17 protein-coding genes are annotated in these 20,008 nt (G+C 64.2%); 11 read left to right on the top strand and 6 right to left on the bottom strand.

The features are described 5' to 3' along the window. Nucleotides 1-43: 43 nt before the first annotated feature. Genes OEG81_RS00560 through cobN form a run of 3 tightly spaced genes read right to left on the bottom strand, consistent with a single transcriptional unit; the run spans nt 44 to nt 4,918 of the window. Nucleotides 44-367, bottom strand: a complete 324-nt coding sequence (locus OEG81_RS00560; protein WP_264130742.1) for a DUF2149 domain-containing protein — start codon at nt 365-367, stop codon at nt 44-46. Next, the gene (locus OEG81_RS00555) at nt 364-894 is read right to left on the bottom strand and encodes a MotA/TolQ/ExbB proton channel family protein (RefSeq protein ID WP_264130741.1); all 531 of its coding nucleotides are present in this window, start codon (nt 892-894) and stop codon (nt 364-366) included. The genes OEG81_RS00560 and OEG81_RS00555 overlap by 4 nt, the downstream gene beginning before the upstream one ends. Before the next feature lie 37 nt (nt 895-931). Next, the gene (cobN, locus tag OEG81_RS00550) at nt 932-4,918 is read right to left on the bottom strand and encodes a cobaltochelatase subunit CobN (RefSeq protein ID WP_264130740.1); all 3,987 of its coding nucleotides are present in this window, start codon (nt 4,916-4,918) and stop codon (nt 932-934) included. Nucleotides 4,919-5,159: 241 nt separating this feature from the next. On the opposite strand from cobN, the gene argE reads away from it, so the two are divergent. The 9 genes from argE to OEG81_RS00505 all read left to right on the top strand — a co-directional run bounded on the left by argE (nt 5,160) and on the right by OEG81_RS00505 (nt 15,522). Further along, nucleotides 5,160-6,308: an acetylornithine deacetylase gene (gene argE, locus OEG81_RS00545; RefSeq protein ID WP_264130739.1), complete on the top strand. Its 1,149-nt coding sequence runs from the start codon at nt 5,160-5,162 to the stop codon at nt 6,306-6,308. Between the two features lie 94 nt (nt 6,309-6,402). Continuing rightward, a complete protein-coding gene (locus tag OEG81_RS00540) occupies nt 6,403-8,007 on the top strand; it encodes an ABC transporter substrate-binding protein (RefSeq protein ID WP_264130738.1) in 1,605 nt (534 codons plus the stop codon). A 6-nt stretch (nt 8,008-8,013) separates the two neighbouring features. Continuing rightward, nucleotides 8,014-8,985, top strand: coding sequence for an ABC transporter permease (locus OEG81_RS00535; RefSeq protein WP_264130737.1), 972 nt, complete (start codon nt 8,014-8,016; stop codon nt 8,983-8,985). A 12-nt stretch (nt 8,986-8,997) separates the two neighbouring features. Then, nucleotides 8,998-9,915: an ABC transporter permease gene (locus tag OEG81_RS00530; RefSeq protein WP_264130736.1), complete on the top strand. Its 918-nt coding sequence runs from the start codon at nt 8,998-9,000 to the stop codon at nt 9,913-9,915. 9 nt (nt 9,916-9,924) lie between these two features. Further along, nucleotides 9,925-11,679 (top strand): dipeptide ABC transporter ATP-binding protein, encoded by a 1,755-nt coding sequence (locus tag OEG81_RS00525; protein ID WP_264130735.1) that lies wholly within the window; start codon nt 9,925-9,927, stop codon nt 11,677-11,679. Between the two features lie 146 nt (nt 11,680-11,825). Beyond that, nucleotides 11,826-12,074, top strand: a complete 249-nt coding sequence (locus tag OEG81_RS00520) for a GlsB/YeaQ/YmgE family stress response membrane protein (RefSeq protein WP_264130734.1) — start codon at nt 11,826-11,828, stop codon at nt 12,072-12,074. A 185-nt stretch (nt 12,075-12,259) separates the two neighbouring features. Beyond that, complete coding sequence (locus tag OEG81_RS00515) at nt 12,260-12,628, top strand: YkvA family protein (protein ID WP_264130733.1); 369 nt, start codon at nt 12,260-12,262, stop codon at nt 12,626-12,628. Continuing rightward, nucleotides 12,621-14,078 (top strand): DUF2868 domain-containing protein, encoded by a 1,458-nt coding sequence (locus tag OEG81_RS00510; protein ID WP_264130732.1) that lies wholly within the window; start codon nt 12,621-12,623, stop codon nt 14,076-14,078. Before OEG81_RS00515 ends, OEG81_RS00510 begins: the two co-directional genes overlap by 8 nt. After that, complete coding sequence (locus OEG81_RS00505; protein WP_264130731.1) at nt 14,065-15,522, top strand: GTPase/DUF3482 domain-containing protein; 1,458 nt, start codon at nt 14,065-14,067, stop codon at nt 15,520-15,522. The genes OEG81_RS00510 and OEG81_RS00505 overlap by 14 nt, the downstream gene beginning before the upstream one ends. Before the next feature lie 12 nt (nt 15,523-15,534). Here OEG81_RS00505 and OEG81_RS00500 read toward each other — a convergent pair whose 3' ends face one another. From OEG81_RS00500 to OEG81_RS00490, 3 genes are read right to left on the bottom strand one after another with little or no spacing between them, the layout of a single operon-like run. After that, nucleotides 15,535-16,041 (bottom strand): TPM domain-containing protein, encoded by a 507-nt coding sequence (locus OEG81_RS00500; protein ID WP_264130730.1) that lies wholly within the window; start codon nt 16,039-16,041, stop codon nt 15,535-15,537. A 47-nt stretch (nt 16,042-16,088) separates the two neighbouring features. Further along, on the bottom strand, nt 16,089-17,000 hold the full coding sequence (locus OEG81_RS00495; protein WP_264130729.1) for a TPM domain-containing protein: 912 nt from the start codon (nt 16,998-17,000) through the stop codon (nt 16,089-16,091). Nucleotides 17,001-17,053: 53 nt separating this feature from the next. Beyond that, nucleotides 17,054-17,665, bottom strand: a complete 612-nt coding sequence (locus tag OEG81_RS00490) for a LemA family protein (RefSeq protein ID WP_264130728.1) — start codon at nt 17,663-17,665, stop codon at nt 17,054-17,056. A 252-nt stretch (nt 17,666-17,917) separates the two neighbouring features. On the opposite strand from OEG81_RS00490, the gene OEG81_RS00485 reads away from it, so the two are divergent. Continuing rightward, nucleotides 17,918-19,324 carry a DEAD/DEAH box helicase gene (locus OEG81_RS00485; RefSeq protein ID WP_264130727.1) on the top strand — a complete coding sequence of 469 codons (1,407 nt, stop codon included), beginning with the start codon at nt 17,918-17,920 and terminating at the stop codon, nt 19,322-19,324. Nucleotides 19,325-19,363: 39 nt separating this feature from the next. Continuing rightward, nucleotides 19,364-19,993 carry a LysE family transporter gene (locus OEG81_RS00480; RefSeq protein WP_264130726.1) on the top strand — a complete coding sequence of 210 codons (630 nt, stop codon included), beginning with the start codon at nt 19,364-19,366 and terminating at the stop codon, nt 19,991-19,993. Nucleotides 19,994-20,008: the final 15 nt, after the last annotated feature.

Raw genomic sequence — 20,008 nt, 5'->3', positions numbered from 1 at the left:
TCCTTGCCTGCGGCATCGAGGCGGGCCCGCGCCGGCGCCGGAACTAGTCGGCCGCCCCCGGCTCGGGCACGTACACCACGGTACCGTCTTTCATGCGATAGGCCACGCCGGCCTTGGATCCTTCTCCCTGGCCGGTTTGGCCGTTGGCCTTGAAGCGTTCGATCTTTTCGCCTTTCTTGACGATCATCTCCATGCTGTCCTGGCCGGGATCGGTGATTATCGTAACGTCTTTTTTGGTGAAAGGGTCCAGCAGCGGATTCTGCGCGATCGTGATCAATAGCGCGGCAATGATCACCAGAAAAATGTCGATCAGATTGACGACGGACAGAATGGGATCGTCGGACTCGGTTTCGTCCAGGAATTTCATGCCAGCTTCCCATCCGGGCCTGCGGCCGCGGCCTGGGCCGCCTGGAGCCAGGCCAGTTCCTCGGCCAGCCAGCGGCGCTTGATGGATACGATCCAATAGGTGATGGACGCGGCGATCAAGGCCAGTATCACGGCCGAGAAGGCAATGGCCAGGTTTTCGGAAACGGACGCCAGATTGCCATCCGACAAGGCCTTCAGCGCGGGCCCCATGGGGATCATCGTCGCCACCAGGCCCAGCATGGGCGTGACCCGGGTCGTCACGCGGGGCACTTCAAGCAGGCGATGGGCCGCGACATCCAGATCGTCGTCCGACGAACCGGGATGGGCCCGCGCCCAGCGCAGCAGTTCGTAGCTGCGCAAGGCATGGGACTGCGCGCCGATGACATGCCCCCTGCGCTGGAAGTACGCGACGGCGAACGCCCCCAGCGCATACAGCGAATACAGAAACAGGACCGAGATCGCCACCAGGGTGGGAATCAGGAAGACCTGTCCGACCTGATACATCAATTGCTCCAACAACTGGCTCATGCTTGATTTACCTTTTCAATTTTTTCGTTTGACTGCGTTATGAATACCTTGCCCGCGCCGGCCAGGCCTGGCGCAAGGCGCCCGATGCGAACACCAGCAGAAGCAGGGCCAGCACCAGGTGAAGCGAATAATCGTCCGGCGCCTGGCCCGGCTCGACTTTCTCCAGCTGCATGCCCGTCACCTGCTCGACCTGCTCCGGCGGCGTCGACGCGTCGGGAACCTGGCTGGGCGGCGCGGCGCTCGGCTCGGCTGCGGCGTCCTGCCGCGCCGGCGGCAGTTCGACGGGTGCCGCCGGCGTGCCGGTGGCCACATACTCCAGGAACTTCGGATTGTCGCTATGGACATCGAAGCGCGCGGCCAGGTCCTGGTAGCGGGCCTTCAGCTCGCTGACCGTGGCTGGATCGGCGTTCCAGTATTCCTGCCGCGCCGCTTCCAGCATCCGCTCTATCGTCTGTGCCAGGGCATGAGGGTTTTCCTTCTCGAACCACTCCTCCAGGCCCAGTTCGTACTTGTCGCGCACATAGACGTTGGCCATTTCCTCCCATTGGTCGTCGCGCACGATCTCGCGGGCCACGGCGGTCCAGCCCCACAGGTTGTTGGTGGCGTCCAGCACGCTGAGCGTGCCGGAATAGCCCTCTTCCATCAGCGCCTTGATATAGCCAGGATGGAACTGGCGCGTTGCCAGCTCCTTGGACAGGAAACCGGCCGCGCCCTCCACCTTGCCCGAACCGCCGCCCCGCAGGTTGGAGATATAGAGTTCGGGCGGCTTGCCGTCCAGCGCCCGAACGGCCAGGCTCAGGCCGCCCAGGTACTGGAAGGGATCGTCGGTGGTCAGCATGCCGTAGGTATTGGACGTGCGCGACAGCACAGCCCCTTCCGTACCTTTCAACTGCTCCGCATACAGGTTCACGGCGCTGCCGCCCGCGGCGCCGGCGGAGCCCCATTTGGACTCATCGGGTCCATAGGCGAACTGCATCTTCGACAAGTACAGTGCGGCCAGCTTCCTGTCGCCCTCTTCCTTGCCCGTCCAGCTGTCGGTCGCCAGCGTGGCATCGTCCAGCCCCGTGCCGTACTGCCCCGAAGCGGATGAGAAGATGCGCGTCTGTCCCGCCAGATTCGCCTCTTGGGCGGTGGCCCCCTGCTGGAGCAGACGCTGGGCGATGGCCTGGGCGTTGGCGGCGACGGGATTGTCGGCTTCCTCGGCCTGCGCGGCCAATTGGGCGGCGCGCGCCAGCTGCTTCAACACATTGGGGAAATGATCGCGGTACAGTCCGGTGGCGGACAGCACCACGTCCACGCGGGGGCGGCCCAGCGCCTCGCGCTCCACCCGCTTCACATCGACGACGCGGCCTCCCTTGTCCCAGACGGGCTCCACGCCCATCAGCCATAGCGCCTGGGCTTCCAGCAGGCCCTGGTGCCTCATGGTCTCGACCGACCACAGCGAGAAAGCCAGCTTGCGGGGAGTCTGGCCCGACTGTTCCTTGTGCGCCGCCAGCAATTGCTCCGCGGCTTCCTTACCCGCCGCCCAGGCCTGCTGCGTGGGCACCCGCGACGGGTCGAAGCCGTAAAGATTCCGCCCCGTGGGGTAGGCGTCGGGATTCTTGATGGGGTCGCCGCCGTAGGAAGTCGGTATATAGCGTCCGGCCAGCGCATCCAGGACGGCGGGCAGTTCGTGCTCCGCGCCGATGTCGGCGTACCAGCCACGCGCCTGCTCCAGCATGGACTTCAATCCATCGGGCATCGGACCCGGATCCTGTCCATCCACCACCACGCGCTTGAGCAGTTCGTAGGGAATGGAGCTGTCCAGTTTTTCGTAATCGACGGCCAGGACCTCGTCCAGCTGGTCCTGCGCCACGCCGGCATGGCTGGCGGCCGCATCCCAGAACGGCTGGCCCAGCATCAGCAGCACCGTGGCCAGGCGGTGATCGATCCGGGGCGCCTGGCCCAGCGTATGCAGGCCCAGGGGCTGCGCCAAATGGGCGAGTTCGTGTAGATGGCTGTGCAGCAGGTCGATGAAGGCCGGAAATTCGGCGGCGGCGCGCTCGTCGGTCCAGCCCAGGTCCAGAATGATGCGCTCCGTGCGCGCGCGGCCCAGCAGGTCGGCCTTGATCTGCTCCTTTACCGCGCCCTCGCCCTGGGCGAGCCACTGGTGCAGCAGATCGTGCATGGCGGTCAGCGCATCGTGCATGCCGGCCGGCTGGAACGGCGGCGTCTGGTGGCTGACGATCACCGCCCGCCCCCTGCGCCGAGCCTGCTGCGCTTCGCCGATGTTGTCGGCGATATAGGGGTACACCACCGGAACGTCGCCCACCGCCAGCATGGGGTAGTCGTGCACGGACAGGCCGCGCTCCTTGCCCGGCATCCATTCCTGAGAACCATGCGTGCCGAAATGGATGAAGGCATCCGAATGCCGCCGCTCGCGCGCCCACAGATAGGCAGCCAGATAGAAGTGGGTGGGCAGCGCCGTGGTGGAGTGATACAGGGCCTTTTCCCGGTCTTCCGACTTCTCGCTGCGCGGCGGCTGCGGCATGATGGCCACCTTGCCCAGCAGCAGCCGCGGAATCACGAACCAGGCCTGCCCGCCTTCGCGTATCGCCATGGACGAGTCGGCCGGATCGCCCCATCGGTCCAGCATGGCCCGGCGCACGTCATCCGGCTGGCTCTCCAGCCATTTCCGGTAGTCGTCCACTGGCAGCCGGTCGGCCAAGCCGTCGTCCAGCAGGTCCTGCAGCTTGGCATCGCGATATAGGGGCGCCAGCAGGCGCTGCAATTTTTCAACCAGCTCCGACTCTTGCGGCACGTCCGTATCGTAGCCGGCCTCTTTCATGGCCTGCAGGACGCCCGTCATGCTTTCCGGAACGTTCAGAAAGGACGCCGACAGGTTTTTTTCGCCCGGCGGGTAATTCCAGAAGAAGACCGTGACGGCCTTGTCGGCATTGCGCTTGCGCTGAAGCGCGACCAGGCGCAGGGCCTTGTCGACCACTGCCTGCAACTGCCCGGCGATGGGTAGAAGCTGCCCTTCCTCTTTCCCGAAGGCGGATGCGATCTGCGCATCGATGATGCCGGTGAACTCGGACTGCGCCAGATAGAACGGCACATCCATCAGTTGCACGCCCTGGGGATCCGCGCGCCACTGGGCTTCGTCGCCTCGGCGGTAGGGCGTCGCCTGCACGACCGGAATGCCCAGCTGTTCGAATTCCTTGCGCGGGCCTTCCGTGCTCAGCATGATGCGGGTGTTGATCATTGCATCGGCCAGGCGCAATCCGCCCGGCGCCAGCATGCGCAGATTGGCCGTGGCGTCCGAGGTGGAATGGTAATAGGCCAGCGGCACGGCGCCCGCTTTCTCCACGCGCTCTATCAGCGCGTCGATCAGGCGGGTCTGCATGGCCGACACGTACTGCTGATGAAATGCGATGCCGATGACCGGGGGGCGCTGAGGGTCCGCCGGATCCACCCCCTTCCATTTCATGTATTCCAGGGGGTCGGAAAACAATGTGCCCGGCGCGTCCGGATGGTAGACGGCGGCCTCGGGAAACTCCACCGGATCCGCCACGCCGACGGCGGGCTTGCCCGCCAGGAAGGCGGCGGCGGTCGCAAAGAAGCCGGAGAAGTTCTCCTGCCCGCCATTCGAATAGTAGGACGCCAGCCGCCGCGCGAGGTCGTCGGGCATATTGATGCCGCCGGGCGCCTTGTCGTACACCCAGGCCAGGGGAATGCGCAGGCCGGGCAAGGCGCGCACCAGCTTGGCCCGCACGGCGTCTTGCTGGTAGGTGTCCACAAATACGATGTCGCGCCCCTCGAACAGGCCCGCATCCACGTCGGCGGGCAGCTCATCCAGATAGCGCACATCGATTTGCAGACCATGCTTCAAGGCAATGCTTTCCAGCGCCTTGAACTTTCCCGGCGGAACGTTGCCGGTCGTAATGAAAAGGGCGGATGCGGCATGCGCGGCGGGCAGCAGGCCCAGCATGCCCGCCATGAAGATAAATAACGCGAGCCAGCCGCGCCCTGATCCGGATTTCATTTCCAATACGCCTCGTTATTATGGGATGCCCGCCGCCAGCGAGTCGGGCACGGCATTTTATAACAATGAGAATGATTATCAAATGTATTTCGAAGTTCAAGTAAAGGCAGCCGGGCAGCCGGCGCAAAAGCGGCGATGTGAGGGCATACCCCAAGCTCCGAATCATTGACGTTTAAAGCATGACTTCGCTAACATCGGTCGGCTGCTGCCCCTGAATCGCTGAACCTGGAGAATACGCGCTGTGAAGCCCCAGTCGCTCGACATGATTACCGCGCTTATCGGTTTTGATACCGTGTCGCGCAATTCCAATCTCGAACTGATCCATTACATTCGCGATTATCTTGCCGGGCACGGCGTGGAAAGCCACCTGGTGGCCAATGCCGAACAGACCAAAGCCAATCTGTTCGCCACGGTGGGGCCCGACGTGGAAGGCGGCATCGTCCTCTCCGGACACACCGACGTGGTTCCGGTCGATGGCCAGCCCTGGGATACCGACCCCTTCACCGTGGTGCAAAAAGACGGGCGGCTGTATGGCCGCGGCACCTGCGACATGAAGGCCTTTTCCGCCATTGCGCTGGCCATGGTCCCGGACCTGATCAAGAAAGGCTTGAGGCGCCCCATCCATTTCGCCCTCAGCTATGACGAGGAAATCGGCTGTTTCGGCGCCCCGTCGATGATAGACAGGCTGCTGACCGATATCGCCAAACCCAGCGCCGTCATCGTGGGCGAGCCCACCAGCATGCGGCCCATCGTGGCCCACAAGGGCATCGCCGCCCTGCGCACCACCGTCATCGGCCACGAGGCCCATTCCAGCCAAGTCCAGCGCGGCGTCAGCGCCGTCATGACCGCGGCCAAGCTGATTGCCTTCATCGACGGCATGATGGCCGAGAACAAGGCCGCCACCGATCCCGCCTGCCGCTTCGAGCCGCCCTACACCACCTTGCACGTAGGCGTGGTGCATGGCGGCACGGCGCTAAACATCATTTCGCGCGAATGCACATTCACGTGGGACATCCGCAGCTTGCCGGGCGACGATTGGCGCCGCTACCTGGAGCGCTTCCAGGCCTATGCCGACAGCCTGCTGCCGGCCATGAAGGCCATCGCCCCCGCCGCATCGATCAGCACTGAAATCCTGGCCGACGCGCCGCCGCTGCAAGACCGGGGCGGCATCGCCCAGGACCTGGTGTTCGGCCTTTGCGGCCATGCGCACGGCGACGTCGTGCCCTACGCCGCCGAAGCCGGCCAGTTCCAGGAGCGCGGGTTTTCCGTCGTGCTTTGCGGGCCCGGCTCCATTGACCAGGCCCACCAGCCGAATGAATATATCGATGTATCGCAAGTGACCGCTTGCGAGCATTTCCTGGAAAAACTGACGGATCAACTGGCAAGCTGATTCGTCCGGTCCCGAAGGCCGCCGCGGCGGCCTTCAGCTTGCCGCTACAACTTACGTGTCCCAACAGTAAATCATCAAGGGCAGGAGACAAGGAATGAAGCTATCAAAATTTTTCAAGCACACCGCCATAGCCGCCACGCTGGCGCTTAGCGTAGGCCTTGGCCAATCGGTCGATGCCAAGACGCTGCGCTGGGCCTACCAGGGCGACATGATGTCGCTGGACCCCATGTCGCTGAACGAAACCTTTACCTTGGGCTTCCAGGGCTGGTTCTATGAAACCCTGGCCGCCTACGACAAAGACCTGAAGCTGGTTCCGCAACTGGCCGAAAAGTGGGAAAACCCCGAGCCCACCAAGTGGATATTCCATTTGCGCAAGGGCGTGAAGTTCCACGACGGCAGCCCGTTCACGGCCGATGACGTCATTTTCTCCTGGAAGCGCAGCCTGACCCAGGGCTCCGACATGAAGGGCTATGGCGCGAAAGCCGCCGACATCAAGAAGATCGACGACCACACGGTGGAAGTCACCACGCCCACGCCCAACCCCATCCTGCCCCGTGACTGGACTTTCCTGTACATCATGAGCAAATCATGGGCCGAAAAGAACAAGACCACCGAAGCCACCAACGTGAAAGGCGGCGAAAGCAACTACGCCAACCTGCACGAGAACGGCACCGGCCCCTTCATGATCGTGGACCGCCAGCCCGACGTCAAAACCACGCTCAAGCGCTTCGACGGCTACTGGAACAAGGATATCGCCACCAACGTCACCGAGATCACCTTCCAGCCCATCTCGCAGGAATCCACCCGCGTGGCCGCGCTGATCTCGGGCGAGATGGATCTGGTCATGCCGGTTCCCGTGCAAGACTGGCCGCGCCTTGAAAGCGAACCCAACGTGCAGGTCCTGAACGAACCCGAAGCCCGCGCCATCTTCATCGGCATGGACCAGCACCGCGACGAACTGCTGTTCTCCAATATAAAGGGCAAGAACCCGTTCAAGGACAAGCGCGTCCGCCAGGCCATAGACCTGACCGTCGATACCAAGGTCATCAACCAGAAGATCATGCGCGGCGCGGCCAAGCCGCTGGGCACGCTCATCGCCGACAAGATCAACGGCTACGACGAATCCTTCGGCGCGCCGTACAAGACCGACATCGAAAAAGCCAAGAAGCTGCTGGCCGACGCGGGCTACCCCGACGGCTTCACCGTTCAGCTGGACTGCCCCAACGACCGCTACGTCAATGACGAAAAGGTCTGCCAGGCGGTGGCAAGCATGCTGGCGCGCATAGGCATCAAGATCGACCTGCTGGCGCAGACCAAGTCCAAGTACTTCGCCAAGGTCCTGCTGCAGGCCGGCAACAACACCAGCATGTATCTGCTGGGCTGGACGCCCAGCTCCATCGACGCGGCCAATTCGCTGACCAACCTGGTGGCCTGCCGCGATTCCAAGACGGCGGCGGGGCAGTTCAACCTGGGCGGCTATTGCAACAAAGAGATCGACGCGTTGATCGCCAAGATCGACGTCGAAACCGACCAGGCCAAGCGCAACGCCATGATCAAGGAAGCATTCACCATGCTCCACAACGATTACGGCTACCTGCCCCTGCACCAGCAACCCATGTCCTGGGGCGTGCGCAAGGGCATCAAGGTGGCGCAGCGTGCCGACGACGTGCTCGACATCCGCAACGTGGTCATGCCGTAAACGCCGATGCTCAACTTCATTGCACGGCGGGTATTCCAGTCCATCTTCGTGATGCTCGCCGTCGGCTTCATTGCGTTTGCCATGTTCCGCTACGTGGGTGACCCGATCAACAACATGGTCGGGCAAGACACCACGCTGGAGCAGCGCGCCGAACTGCGCAGGCAGCTGGGCCTGGACGATCCCTTCCTGATCCAGTACTTCCGCTTCATCGGCAATGCGGCCCAGGGCGATTTCGGCATGTCCTACCGCCAGCGCCGGCCGGTCAGCGAGCTCATCGAGAGCCGCATGCCGGCGACGCTGGAATTGTCCTTCGCGTCGGCCGTGATCGCGCTGTTCCTGGGCATACCCATGGGCATCTACACCGCGCTGCGGCGCGACGGCGTGCTGTCGCGCAGCTTCATGACCCTGTCGCTGATCGGAATCTCGCTGCCGACCTTCCTGATCGGCATACTCATGATTTTGTTCTTCGGGGTGATGCTGCGCTGGCTGCCCAGTTTCGGCCGGGGCGACGTCGTCGACCTGGGCTGGTGGTCCACGGGTTTTCTTACGAAAAGCGGCTGGCAATCGCTGATCATGCCGGCCTTTACGCTGGCGCTGTTCCAGATGACCCTGATCATGCGGCTGGTGCGCGCCGAAATGCTCGAGGTCCTGCAAACGGACTTCATCAAGTTCGCCCGGGCCCGCGGCCTGCCCGAGCGCATGATCAATTTCCGCCATGCCCTGAAGAACACGCTGGTTCCCGTCATTACCATCACCGGCCTGCAGCTGGGTTCCATCATTGCATTCTCCATCATCACGGAAACGGTGTTCCAGTGGCCGGGCATGGGCCTGCTGTTCATCCAGTCCATCGGCTCGGTCGACATCCCTGTCATGGCCGCCTATCTGTTGCTGATCGCTTTCTTTTTCGTGATCATCAATCTTATCGTCGACCTGCTGTACTTTGCCGTCGACCCGCGCCTGCGCGTGCAAAAAAGCTAGAAGGCCAGAACAATGACCCGGAATGTATTGTCACGCGCCTATAACAGCGACATTTTCTACAGCTTCAGCCATTCGCCCACGGCCATCGTTTCGGCGGTCGTGGCGCTGCTGATCTGCCTGGGCGCCCTGTTCGCACCCCTGGTTTCGCCGCACAACCCCTTCGACCTGGCCACCCTGGACCTGCTGGACGCCAATATTCCGCCCATCTGGTCCGCCGACGGCGATTCGCGCTTCCTGCTGGGCACCGACGATCAGGGGCGCGACATGCTGTCCGCCATCCTGTACGGATCGCGCATCTCCTTGCTGGTGGGCCTGGCGTCGGTCCTGTTCTCGCTGGTGGTCGGCGTCTCGCTGGGCCTGATCAGCGGCTATGCCGGCGGCCGCGTCGACAGCGTCATCATGCGCATCGCCGACGTGCAGCTGTCCTTCCCCGCCATCCTTATCGCACTGCTCATCGACGGCATTGCCCGCGGCCTGCTGCCGCGCCACCTGCATGACAGCCTTTCGCTGTACGTGCTTATTTTCGCCATCGGCATCTCGGGCTGGGTTCAGTATGCCCGCACGGTGCGCGGCGCCACCATGGTCGAGCGCAACAAAGAGTACGTGCAGGCCGCGCGCCTGATCGGCATGCGGCCCTTCACCATCCTGCGGCGCCATATCCTGCCCAACGTGCTCGGACCCGTGCTTGTCATCGCCACCATACACCTGGCCGTGGCCATCATCACCGAGGCGACCCTGTCGTTTCTCGGCGTCGGCATCCCGCCGACCACCCCTTCGCTGGGCACCCTGATACGCATCGGAAACAGCTATCTGTTTTCCGGAGACTGGTGGATCTCCATCTTCCCGGGCATTGCGCTGGTGCTGCTTGCCTTATCGGTCAATTTGCTGGGCGATTGGCTGCGCGACGCGCTCAATCCCAAGCTTCGCTGAGTCGTACGCATGGCATTACTGGACATCGAGAACCTGCACATCGAATTTTCGAGCCGCCACGGCAATGTGGTGGCCATTCAGGACGTCAGCCTGTCGCTGGAGAAAGGCGAGATCCTGGGTGTGGTGGGCGAGTCCGGAGCCGGCAAGTCCACCATCGGCAATGCCGTCATCGGGCTGCTGGAGCCGCCCGGAAAGATGACCCGGGGCACGGTGCTGCTGAACGGCCAGCGCATCGACCAGCTTCCCCCTCATGCGTTTCGCGAGGTCCGCGGGCGACGCATCGGCATGATCTTCCAGGATCCGCTGACGTCGCTGGACCCCTTGCAGACCGTCGGCGATCAATTGATCGAAAGCATGCAAGTTCACCTGCGCATCGGCCAGCACCAGGCCCGCAAGCGCGCCGTCGAGCTTCTGACCAGCGTCGGCATCGAGCAGCCCGAGCTGCGGCTCGACCAGTACCCGCATCAATTTTCGGGGGGCATGCGCCAGCGGGTGGTGATCGCCCTGGCCTTGTGCTGCGAACCCGAAGTCATCATCGCCGACGAACCCACCACGGCGCTGGACGTCTCCATCCAGGCGCAGATACTGGACCTGCTGCGCGCCTTGTGCAAGGAAAAGCAGGTCGGCATGATCATCATCACCCACGACATGGGCGTCATTGCCGAGATCACGGACCGGGTTGCCGTGCTGTACCGCGGCAAGCTGGTCGAGGAAGGGCCGACGCGCCAGGTACTGGGCAGCCCCGAGCACCTGTACACAAAAAGCCTGATTTCGGCGGTGCCGCGCTCGGACATCAAGCTGCGCCGATTCCCCATGGTGACGTATATCGAGGGCGTCCAGGAAAACGTCAGGAAAGACAACCTGGCCACCGCAACGCGCTGGATGGGGCAGCAGCGAAACTTCGGCGGCAAGTCGGACAAGCCCCTGGTCCAGGTATCGGACCTGGGCATGCGCTTCGTCCTGCGCAATTCATTTCTCAAGAAGAACCGCATTACGCTGGACGCCGTCAAGGGCGTCAGCTTCTCCATCAAGGAGGGCGAGGTCTTCGGCCTGGTCGGCGAATCCGGGTCGGGCAAGTCGACCATCGCCCGCCTGATTGCCGGCCTGTACCAGACCAGCTACGGTTCCGTGCACTTCAACAACGTCAATGTCACGCAGCTTGACGACAAGAAGATGCTCAATTCCTTCCGGCGCCAGATCCAGATGGTTTTCCAGGATCCGTTTTCGTCGCTGAACCCCCGCATGCGCATCCTGGACATCGTTGCCGAGCCCATACGCTTTCACAAGCTGGCCAACACCGAGGCGCTTACCCGCCAGATCGTCAGCGGGCTGCTCGATTATGTCGGCCTGAGCGACCAGGCGCTGGCGCGCTTCCCGCACGAGTTCTCGGGCGGCCAGCGCCAGCGCATCTGCATCGCGCGGGCGCTGGCGACGCGGCCACGCTTCCTGATCTGCGACGAGCCCACCTCGGCGCTGGACGTATCGATACAGGCGCAGATCCTCAATCTGCTGAAAGACCTGCAGGAAAGCCTGGGGCTGACGATACTGTTCATCAGCCACGACCTGCCCGTCATCCGGCAGATGTGCGACCGGGTCGGCGTCATGCGCCACGGCGAACTTCTGGAAGTGGCCGAGACCGAAACGCTGTTTTCCGATCCCAGGCACGACTACACCAAGCATCTGCTTTCCCTGATGCCGGGCCTTGATTTCCTGTCGCGCGAGGGCCTGGACCTGGAAGACGCGGCGGCACAGCAGGCCATGTAGCGCCGCAGGCTGCGCTCTCCTTCAATGATTTAACGTCTGGATACCAAAATGGGCCCGGCGCGCTGGACTCGAAATCCTGGCGTCTCTATGATAAGCGGCAGGCAGTAGCGTTGCTGTCCAACCGTTTTCCACTTCAAAGGATTGCCATGGGTATTATCAGCATGATCATCGTTGGCTTTATCGTCGGCCTGCTTGCCCGGGCCATTATGCCGGGCGACCAGAAGCTGGGCATCATCCTGACCATCATCCTGGGTATCATCGGCTCGGTCGTCGCCGGCTACCTGGGCGGCGCGATGGGCATCTACCAGCCCGGCGAAGGCGCGGGCTGGATAGGCTCCATCGTGGGCGCCATCATCGTTCTGTTCATCTACGGCCTGATCGCCAGGAAAAGCTGAGGCGTTCAGCCGCCCCCGCAGTGGGGGCAATACGGCGCGGCGGGCGCCCGGTGCATTCCGGGCGCCTTTCATTTTGACGCGGGCTCCCTGCCGCCGGCGCCGACGCAAAGGCGTGGCGGCCGATACAATAGGCAATCGGCCACGGCCTGTTCCCGCAATGGGTCCTGGCGCCCTCTGGAGGCATTATGAACACTTTCCGCTACCGGAGCGCTTATTCGACAAGCCGCTTCTGGAAGAAGCTGGGCCCCCGCGCCCGGTCCATCGGCCGGGGCGCGCTGGAAAAAGCGCTGTACCTGTACTATGCGGTACAGAATGAGCACACGCCGAAATGGGCCAAGCGCGTCATCTATGGCGCGCTGGGCTACTTTATTTTCCCCCTGGACGCCATTCCCGATCTCGCGCCGCTCATCGGCTATACCGACGACCTGAGCGTCATGACCGCCGCGCTGGCGACCGTGGCCCTTTACATCACCCCCGAAGTCAAGGCTCAAGCGCGGCAAAAGCTGGGAACCTGGTTCGGCGATCCGGCCGCCGGCGCATATACGGATGCCTGACGCCGGCGCATCCGGGGCGCTGCGCTCGCCAAGCCTGCGCGCCTACTGGATGGCGGAAACCCTGAGGCTGCGCGAAGCGCTGTGGGGACCGCTGGAAGACGCCATGGAAGTCAGGCGCGCCCGCGCCGAAGGCGGGGAATTCGCGCAACGCGTGCTCGCGCGCGCCCGTCACCTGGGGCGGCGCGAGAAGCTGGATCAGCTTATTCAGCAATGGATGCAGGGTTCGCGTCTGGCCCTGACCGGCCTGTGCCTGATCGCCTTGCTGGCCGGGGCCGGCGCGGCGCTGGGCGCGCTGGGCGATGGCAGCCGGCCGGTGAATCTGTTGCTGGCTCTCGCGGCGCTGCTGGGCCTCAACGTCCTGTCCTTCCTGTTCTGGCTGCTGAGCTTTGCGGCACGGACTCCCGCCAGCGCCACCTGGCTCGGCACATGCTGGCTTTGGCTGACCCGCAAGCTGGCCCGCGGCCCCGATGCCGCCCTGGTGCCGCGCGCACTCATGGAAGTGCTTAGCCGGGCCGGCGCCCTGCGCTGGCTGCTGGGCGGGATCAGCCATGCCCTTTGGTCCATTGCCTTGGGCAGCCTCGTTCTGGCCCTGTTGGGCATATTGTCGGCCCGACGCTACAGCTTCAATTGGGAAACCACGCTGCTCTCGCCGGATGCCTTCGTCACGATCACCACGGCGCTGGGCTGGCTGCCCGCAAAACTGGGGTTCGCCATGCCGTCCGAAGCCATCATACGCGCCAGCGACGGGCTGCAGCAGTTGCCCGAATCGGCCCAGGCCCTGTGGTCCGGCTGGCTCATCGCCTGCGTGGTGGTCTATGGACTGCTGCCGCGCCTGGCCGGTACGATCCTCAGCCTGCTGATCGTGAAAAGCAGGCTTGCCGCCATCGAACTCGATCCCGGCCTGCCCGGCTATGCCGAATTGCGCGACCGGCTGTCGCCCGCCAGCGAAAACGCCGGCATCGACGCCCCTTCGGGGCCCGCTTTCCAGGCGCACATCCAGCCAGCGGAACATGCCTTTCCGCTGGGGGACCAGCCCCTGCTCGTGGGCATCGAACTTCCTTCCGACCGGCCGTGGCCGCCCATGGACCTGCCCGCGGCCGTGGCCGACCTGGGCGTCGTGGACAGCCGCCCGCAACGCAAGAGACTGCTCGACCACCTTCAGGCGCGGCCTCCCGAAAGAATGCTGATGGCCTGCGATGCCCAGCAGACGCCCGACCGCGGCGTAATCGCCCTGCTGGCCGATCTGGCGGGGCTGGCGGGACGCGGCCATGTGGCCCTGCTCGGCCTGGGCCCATCCAATGCGGCACGGGCATCGACCTGGCAAGACAGGCTGCTGGCCGCCGGCTTCGCCCCCGAGCAGATCCACACGGACCTGGCTCCCGCGCTGGACTGGCTGGCCGGCACGCCCGCCCAGGGCCGCGAGGCAAGGAATGCGCATGCCGGACCCTAAGCAGGCACTGAAGCTGGCCGTCGTCGGCCACACCAACACCGGCAAGACGTCCCTGCTGCGCACGCTGACCCGCAACCCGCGGTTCGGCCAGGTGGACGACAACCCCGGCACCACGCGTCACGTCGAAGGCGCCCGCCTGCTGGTGGACGGCCAGGCCGCCGTCGAGCTTTACGACACCCCCGGCATGGAAGACGGCATTGCCCTGCTGGACTACCTGGACCAACTCGCCGCGCCGGGGACACGCACGGATGGCCCCGAGCGCATACGCCGCTTCCTGGACAGCCCCGAAAGCCGCCGCCGCTTCGAGCAGGAAGCCAGAGTGCTGCACAAGCTGCTGGAGTGCGACGCGGGGCTGTACGTGGTCGACGTCCGCGATCCGGTGCTGGGCAAGCACAAGGATGAGCTGGCCATACTGGCCGGCTGCGGCCATCCGCTGCTGCCGGTGCTGAACTTCACCCGCAGCCCCGAGCAGCGCCTGACGTCCTGGCGCGAAGCGCTGGGTCGCCTTGGCCTGCATGCCATCGTGGAGTTCGACACCATTGCTCCCGCGCTGGATGGGGAGGCACAGCTTTACGATAAGCTGGCCCTGCTGCTGGACAGGCATGCCGCGCCCCTGATGGCCCTGAAGAACGACGTGATCCGGCAGCGCGCAGACCGCCATGCCGATGCCTTGCGGCTGATCGCCGAACTGCTGGTCGACGCCGCGGCGCTTCGCCTGAGCTGTCCGCCCGACCACGATGCCGTGCAAGCCGCCACCGCAGCGCTGCGCCGGTCCATACGCGAGCGCGAGGCCGCTTGCGTCGCGGCGCTGCTCAAGCGCTACAACTTTCGCAGCCATGACTTTCCCGCTCATACGCTGCCGCTGGAAGGCGAGCGCTGGGGCATGGATCTGTTCCATCCGCAAGCGCTGAAAGACGTCGGCATACATGTGGGCAAAGGCATGGCCGCGGGCGCCATGGCGGGCGCGACCCTGGACGCGTTCACGGCGGGCTTGAGCCTGGGCGCCGCCACCTTGCTGGGCGCGGCGGCGGGCGGCTTATGGCAAGGCGCCGACAAGCTGGGCAAGCGCGTGCTGGGCAAGCTGAAGGGCTACCAGGAAGTCAGCGTGGACGATGCCGTGCTGCGTTTGCTGGCCTTGCGCCAGCTGGCGCTTCTTGAAGCCCTCGAAGCGCGCGGGCATGCCGCGCAGGCGCCGATAGAGATAGCCGGCAGCCCCGCGCTGACGCCGCAAGAGCAGGCGGACCCCGACGGCTGGCGCAGCGGGAAGCTGCCCGACGAACTGCTGGAGGCGCGCAGCCAGCCTCAGTGGTCGACCTTGGCCGATAACTATCAGGCCAGCGCCCGGCATCGCGATGTCGTGCAAGCGTTGACGCGCAAGCTGGCCGTCGGCCGTCCGGGCCCGATGGGTTCGAGCGCCGCGCCCCCCGGCGGGCTTTCGTTTTAGCGCCGACGGATCCTAAAGCAGTATCGGCCGATCAGGCAAATCGTTGGTGCGCCCCGCCCCATCGGGCAGCGCGGCGCTGCACGTGCGAAGTATGGACTCGATCTCATCGATCGCCGCAAGCATGCCTTCGACGTAATTTTTTTGCTGGAAACGGCCCTGCAGACGTTCGCATACCTGTTGCCAGAGATCGTCGGGCGCGGCAATGCCGCGATCGGCGATGATGTGCATGCGGTGCTTGTCGAGCGCCAGGTACAGCAAGACGCCGGTATTCAAGGGGGTATCCCATACCCGCAGGCGGCCGAACACCTCGAGCGCCCTCTGGAGGCTATCGGGCTCATGCACGGGGCTGACCGCTTCTATGGCCACCATGAGTTCGCCGGTATGGTCCAGTTCGCCTTCCGCGATGCGCTCCGCAATGCGCCCCAGCACCTCGGACGTGAAATGCCTGCGGCGCAGCCAGTGTCCTTCCAGGGCGGCCCAGCCTGTTGCTTCCTTCCATTTACCGGAACGTTGATGCACTGCTGCTCCCATGTGAGTTGATCCGGCCCGGATGCGGGCCGGCGCGGCTACCAGCTGCCCGAGGCGCCGCCTCCACCGCTGCCGCCCCCGCCGCCGCCACCTCCGCCGCCGAAGCCTCCCCCGCCACCGAAACCGCCTCCGCCGCCAAAGCCGCCACCAAAACCACCGCCGAAACCGCCGAGCCCGCCCACCACGCCGCCGCGCCGCGAAGCGCGCGCCGAGCTGCCTCGGCCTCCGGCGCCGAACTTGCGTCCTATGCGGCTAAGGATGAATGCGGCAAGCGCGCCCAGCACGCCCATGAGCACGCTTTCGAACATCAGGAAAACGAAGATGCCGGCCGCGAACGCCGCGAACCCCGCCGGCATGAAAAAGCTCATTGCCGCCAGCGGCGCCAGCATGACGAAGGGCGATTCGTCATCCGGTTCCGCAGCGCCGGCTGTCGCGGCAGGCGGCGGCAGCGCCTCGCCCTCGACCAGCGCCACCAGGCTGTCGACGCCGGCTACCACGCCGCCTGAATAATCGCCCTGCTTGAATCGGGGCGTGACCTGTTCCCGGATGATGCGTCCGGCCAGCAGATCGGGGACGGCGCCTTCCAGCCCATAGCCGACTTCGATACGCAAGCGGCGGTCATCCTTGGCCACCACGAAAAGAATGCCGTCGTCGACCTTGGCGCGGCCGATGCGCCATTTATCGAAAACCCGGCGCGCATAGTCTTCAATGGTGTCCTCGCCGCTGGTGGGAACCAGCAGGACGGCAATCTGGGCGCCCTTGCGCTTTTCCAGATCGGCCAGCACGGTATTCAGATGCGTTCTGGTGTTGGAATCGAGCGTGCCGGTCTGATCGGTAACCCAGGCGCTGATTTCGGGCACAGGAACTTGCGCCGCATGCGCGGCGGGCCAGCAGACCAGCGACAACAACAGCAGCAATAATGGCAGCACGCTCCGCGGCACGGCGATCATTCAATCTCCTTGGGTTGTTCCGGCATCCGCCGAAGCCAGGACAGGCATCCGGGCTAGGGCTTGCCCGGCTCCGGCAGGCTGAACTTGACCTCGGGATCCCGGGTGATTTCATCCTGCTTCGAAACACCGTAGTTCTCCTTGACCTGGTAGCCGAAAATCTTGGCGGTGATCAGCGTGGGGAACTGCCGCACGATCAGGTTGTAGTCCTGCACGGCCTGGACATAGCGCCGTCGCTCGGTGGCGATGCGGTTTTCAGTGCCTTCCAGCTGGGTCATCAGGTCGCGGAACAAGCCATCGCTTTTCAGCTGCGGGTAGTTTTCCGATACGGCGATCAGCCGGGACAGGGCCGAGGACAACTGGCCCTGCGCCTGCTCGAAGCGCGCCATCAGTTCGGGATTCTCCAGGTCGTTCGCGCTGATCTGCACCGAGCCCACCTTGGCGCGGGCCTCGGTGACCTGCGTCAGCACCGCGCGCTCGTTGACCATATAGGCATTGACCGAATTGACCAGCTTGGGCACCAGTTCGGCGCGGCGCTCGTATTGATTCAAGGTTTGCGACCAGGCCGTCTTGACCTGCTCGTCCAGGCGCTGGATGTCGTTGTAGCCGCAGCCGGCCAGCAGCACCGACAGGCAAGGCAGCACTACAAGCAGGAAGAGTCTTTTCATTGGCGCTTTCCGGGGAAAAGTGATCGGCGTATTACAGCAGCTTGTCGCCGCACTGCCACTATGCCTGAAAATCGTTTTTCCCACATAGCGGCCAACTACGCTACAATAAGAAGTTGCGTGCCGTACCAATCAGCACGCTGTCTGCAAGCCATTCTGGCCTTGCCTTTGGCTTTTTTGCCATCAACTTCTTTTATCGTCTGCCTAGATTGGTATCTCTCAACTCGAGCGATAGGCTGTCGCTGGAGTTATTTCTTGACTACCCAAACACCCTTTGCCGCCCTTGGGCTGGCAGAACCCCTTTTGCGTGCCGTCGCCGACACCGGGTACGAGCACCCCACCCCCATCCAGGCGCAGGCCATTCCGCAAGTGATCAAGGGCGGCGACCTGCTGGCCGCCGCACAAACCGGCACCGGTAAAACGGCCGGTTTCACGCTGCCCATCCTGCACCGTTTATTGCAAAACCCCGCCCAAGGCCGCAAGCCCGGCCAGCCGCGCGTGCTGATTCTCACCCCCACCCGCGAACTGACCGCGCAGGTCGAGGAATCGGTGCGCACCTATGGCCAGCACACCTCGGTGCGCTCCATGGTGATGTTCGGCGGGGTCAATATCAATCCGCAAATCAATGCGCTGCGCAAGCCGCTGGACATCCTGGTGGCCACGCCCGGCCGCCTGCTGGACCATGCGCAACAGAAAACCGTGGATCTTTCCGGCGTGGAAATCCTGGTGTTGGACGAAGCCGACCGCATGCTGGACATGGGCTTCATCCGCGATATCCGCCGCATTCTGGCGCTGTTGCCCAAGAAGCGCCAGAACCTGCTGTTCTCGGCCACCTTCTCGGACGAAATCCGCGAGCTCTCCAAGGGCGTGCTGACCGACCCCATCGAAATCTCGGTGGCCCGCCGCAATACGGCCTCGGAACTGGTCGCCCAAAGCATGGTGCTGACCGAACAGGCGCATAAGCGCGACCTGCTCAGCTACATCATCCGCGAAAGCGGATGGCATCAGGTGCTGGTGTTCACCCGCACCAAGCACGGGGCGAACCGCCTGGCCGAAAAACTGGTCAAGGACGGCTTGTCCGCGGCCGCCATACACGGCAACAAGAGCCAGGCGGCGCGGACCCGCGCCCTGGCCGGCTTCAAGGACGGCAAGGTCGCCGTGCTGGTCGCCACCGACATCGCGGCCCGCGGCATCGATATCGACCATCTGCCCCACGTCGTGAATTTCGAGCTGCCCAACGTGCCTGAAGACTATGTGCACCGCATCGGCCGCACCGGCCGCGCCGGCAGCACCGGCTCGGCCATGTCGCTGGTCGACAGGTCGGAAATAAAGCTGCTGAACGCCATCGAGAAACTGATCAAGCGCCCCATCGAGCGCACCACCGTCAACGGTTGGTCGCCCGACATGGTCAAGGCCGAGCCGGCCCATGCCCGCGATCACGATGATGACCGTCCTCCACGCCGTGCGGGCAATGCGCCCCGCAGAACCGGCGCGGGCGCCGGCGCCAGGCAGGCCCCCAGGGCCGGCGGCCAACCCGGCGAATCGCACCGTTCGGGCAACGGCGGACGCAAGCCCGCCGGCGGCGGCGCAGGCCAGCCCCGGCAACATGGCAATCCAGGACGGCGCAACAGCGGCCAGCGGGCCGCATTGTTGGGCAAATAAGGCGTATCATTCCGCCACCCCCAATCCTCGTCCACGACCATGTCCCTGTCCACCTGGCTCGCCTTTTTTGCCGCTTCCTGGGCCATTTCATTTTCGCCCGGGCCCGGCGCCATCTCGGCCATGGCTTCCGGGCTGAAATACGGTTTCAGGCGCGGATACTGGACAACGATAGGGCTGATCCTGGGGATACTCATCCAGTTCATCGTGGTGGCGGTGGGCCTGGGCGCCCTCCTCGCCGCCTCGGAAGTGGCTTTCGGCATCGTCAAATGGCTGGGCGTGCTCTATCTGATCTATTTGGGGTGGAAGCAGTTCCGAACCGATGCGGCGCCGGTCGCCGTCGAGTCCGGCAAGCCGGCGCCCTTCAAGGCCCGCGAGCTTGTCATGCGGGGCTGCCTGATCAACATCACCAACCCCAAAGGCACGGTTTTCCTGCTGGCCGTGGTGCCGCAGTTCCTGAATCTGTCGCAACCGCTGCCCCTGCAATACGCCGCCATCGCCGCCACCCTGTGCTTTACCGACCTGGTGGCCATGGGCTGCTACACCACCCTGGCCTCTCGAATACTGAAACTGTTGCGCAGCCCGCGCCATATCCGCTGGCTCAATCGCGCTTTCGGCACCATGTTCATCCTGGCAGGCACGGTGCTGGCCTCGTTCAGCCAGCATAAGTAAAACCCGCTAGAGAGG

Origin of the sequence: Pollutimonas sp. M17 (genome assembly GCF_025836975.1) — a bacterium.
GTDB lineage: Bacteria > Pseudomonadota > Gammaproteobacteria > Burkholderiales > Burkholderiaceae_B.
Note: the sequence above shows the minus strand (reverse complement) of the source record. Positions and strands in the feature narration are given on the sequence as shown.

Coding starts and splice junctions, on each gene's coding strand:
- OEG81_RS00560 (WP_264130742.1), bottom strand. CDS start 367: ATGAAATTCCTGGACGAAACCGAGTCCGACGATCCCATTCTGTCCGTC.
- OEG81_RS00555 (WP_264130741.1), bottom strand. CDS start 894: ATGAGCCAGTTGTTGGAGCAATTGATGTATCAGGTCGGACAGGTCTTC.
- cobN (WP_264130740.1), bottom strand. CDS start 4,918: ATGAAATCCGGATCAGGGCGCGGCTGGCTCGCGTTATTTATCTTCATG.
- OEG81_RS00540 (WP_264130738.1), top strand. CDS start 6,403: ATGAAGCTATCAAAATTTTTCAAGCACACCGCCATAGCCGCCACGCTG.
- OEG81_RS00535 (WP_264130737.1), top strand. CDS start 8,014: ATGCTCAACTTCATTGCACGGCGGGTATTCCAGTCCATCTTCGTGATG.
- OEG81_RS00530 (WP_264130736.1), top strand. CDS start 8,998: ATGACCCGGAATGTATTGTCACGCGCCTATAACAGCGACATTTTCTAC.
- OEG81_RS00525 (WP_264130735.1), top strand. CDS start 9,925: ATGGCATTACTGGACATCGAGAACCTGCACATCGAATTTTCGAGCCGC.
- OEG81_RS00520 (WP_264130734.1), top strand. CDS start 11,826: ATGGGTATTATCAGCATGATCATCGTTGGCTTTATCGTCGGCCTGCTT.
- OEG81_RS00515 (WP_264130733.1), top strand. CDS start 12,260: ATGAACACTTTCCGCTACCGGAGCGCTTATTCGACAAGCCGCTTCTGG.
- OEG81_RS00510 (WP_264130732.1), top strand. CDS start 12,621: ATGCCTGACGCCGGCGCATCCGGGGCGCTGCGCTCGCCAAGCCTGCGC.
- OEG81_RS00505 (WP_264130731.1), top strand. CDS start 14,065: ATGCCGGACCCTAAGCAGGCACTGAAGCTGGCCGTCGTCGGCCACACC.
- OEG81_RS00495 (WP_264130729.1), bottom strand. CDS start 17,000: ATGATCGCCGTGCCGCGGAGCGTGCTGCCATTATTGCTGCTGTTGTTG.
- OEG81_RS00490 (WP_264130728.1), bottom strand. CDS start 17,665: ATGAAAAGACTCTTCCTGCTTGTAGTGCTGCCTTGCCTGTCGGTGCTG.
- OEG81_RS00480 (WP_264130726.1), top strand. CDS start 19,364: ATGTCCCTGTCCACCTGGCTCGCCTTTTTTGCCGCTTCCTGGGCCATT.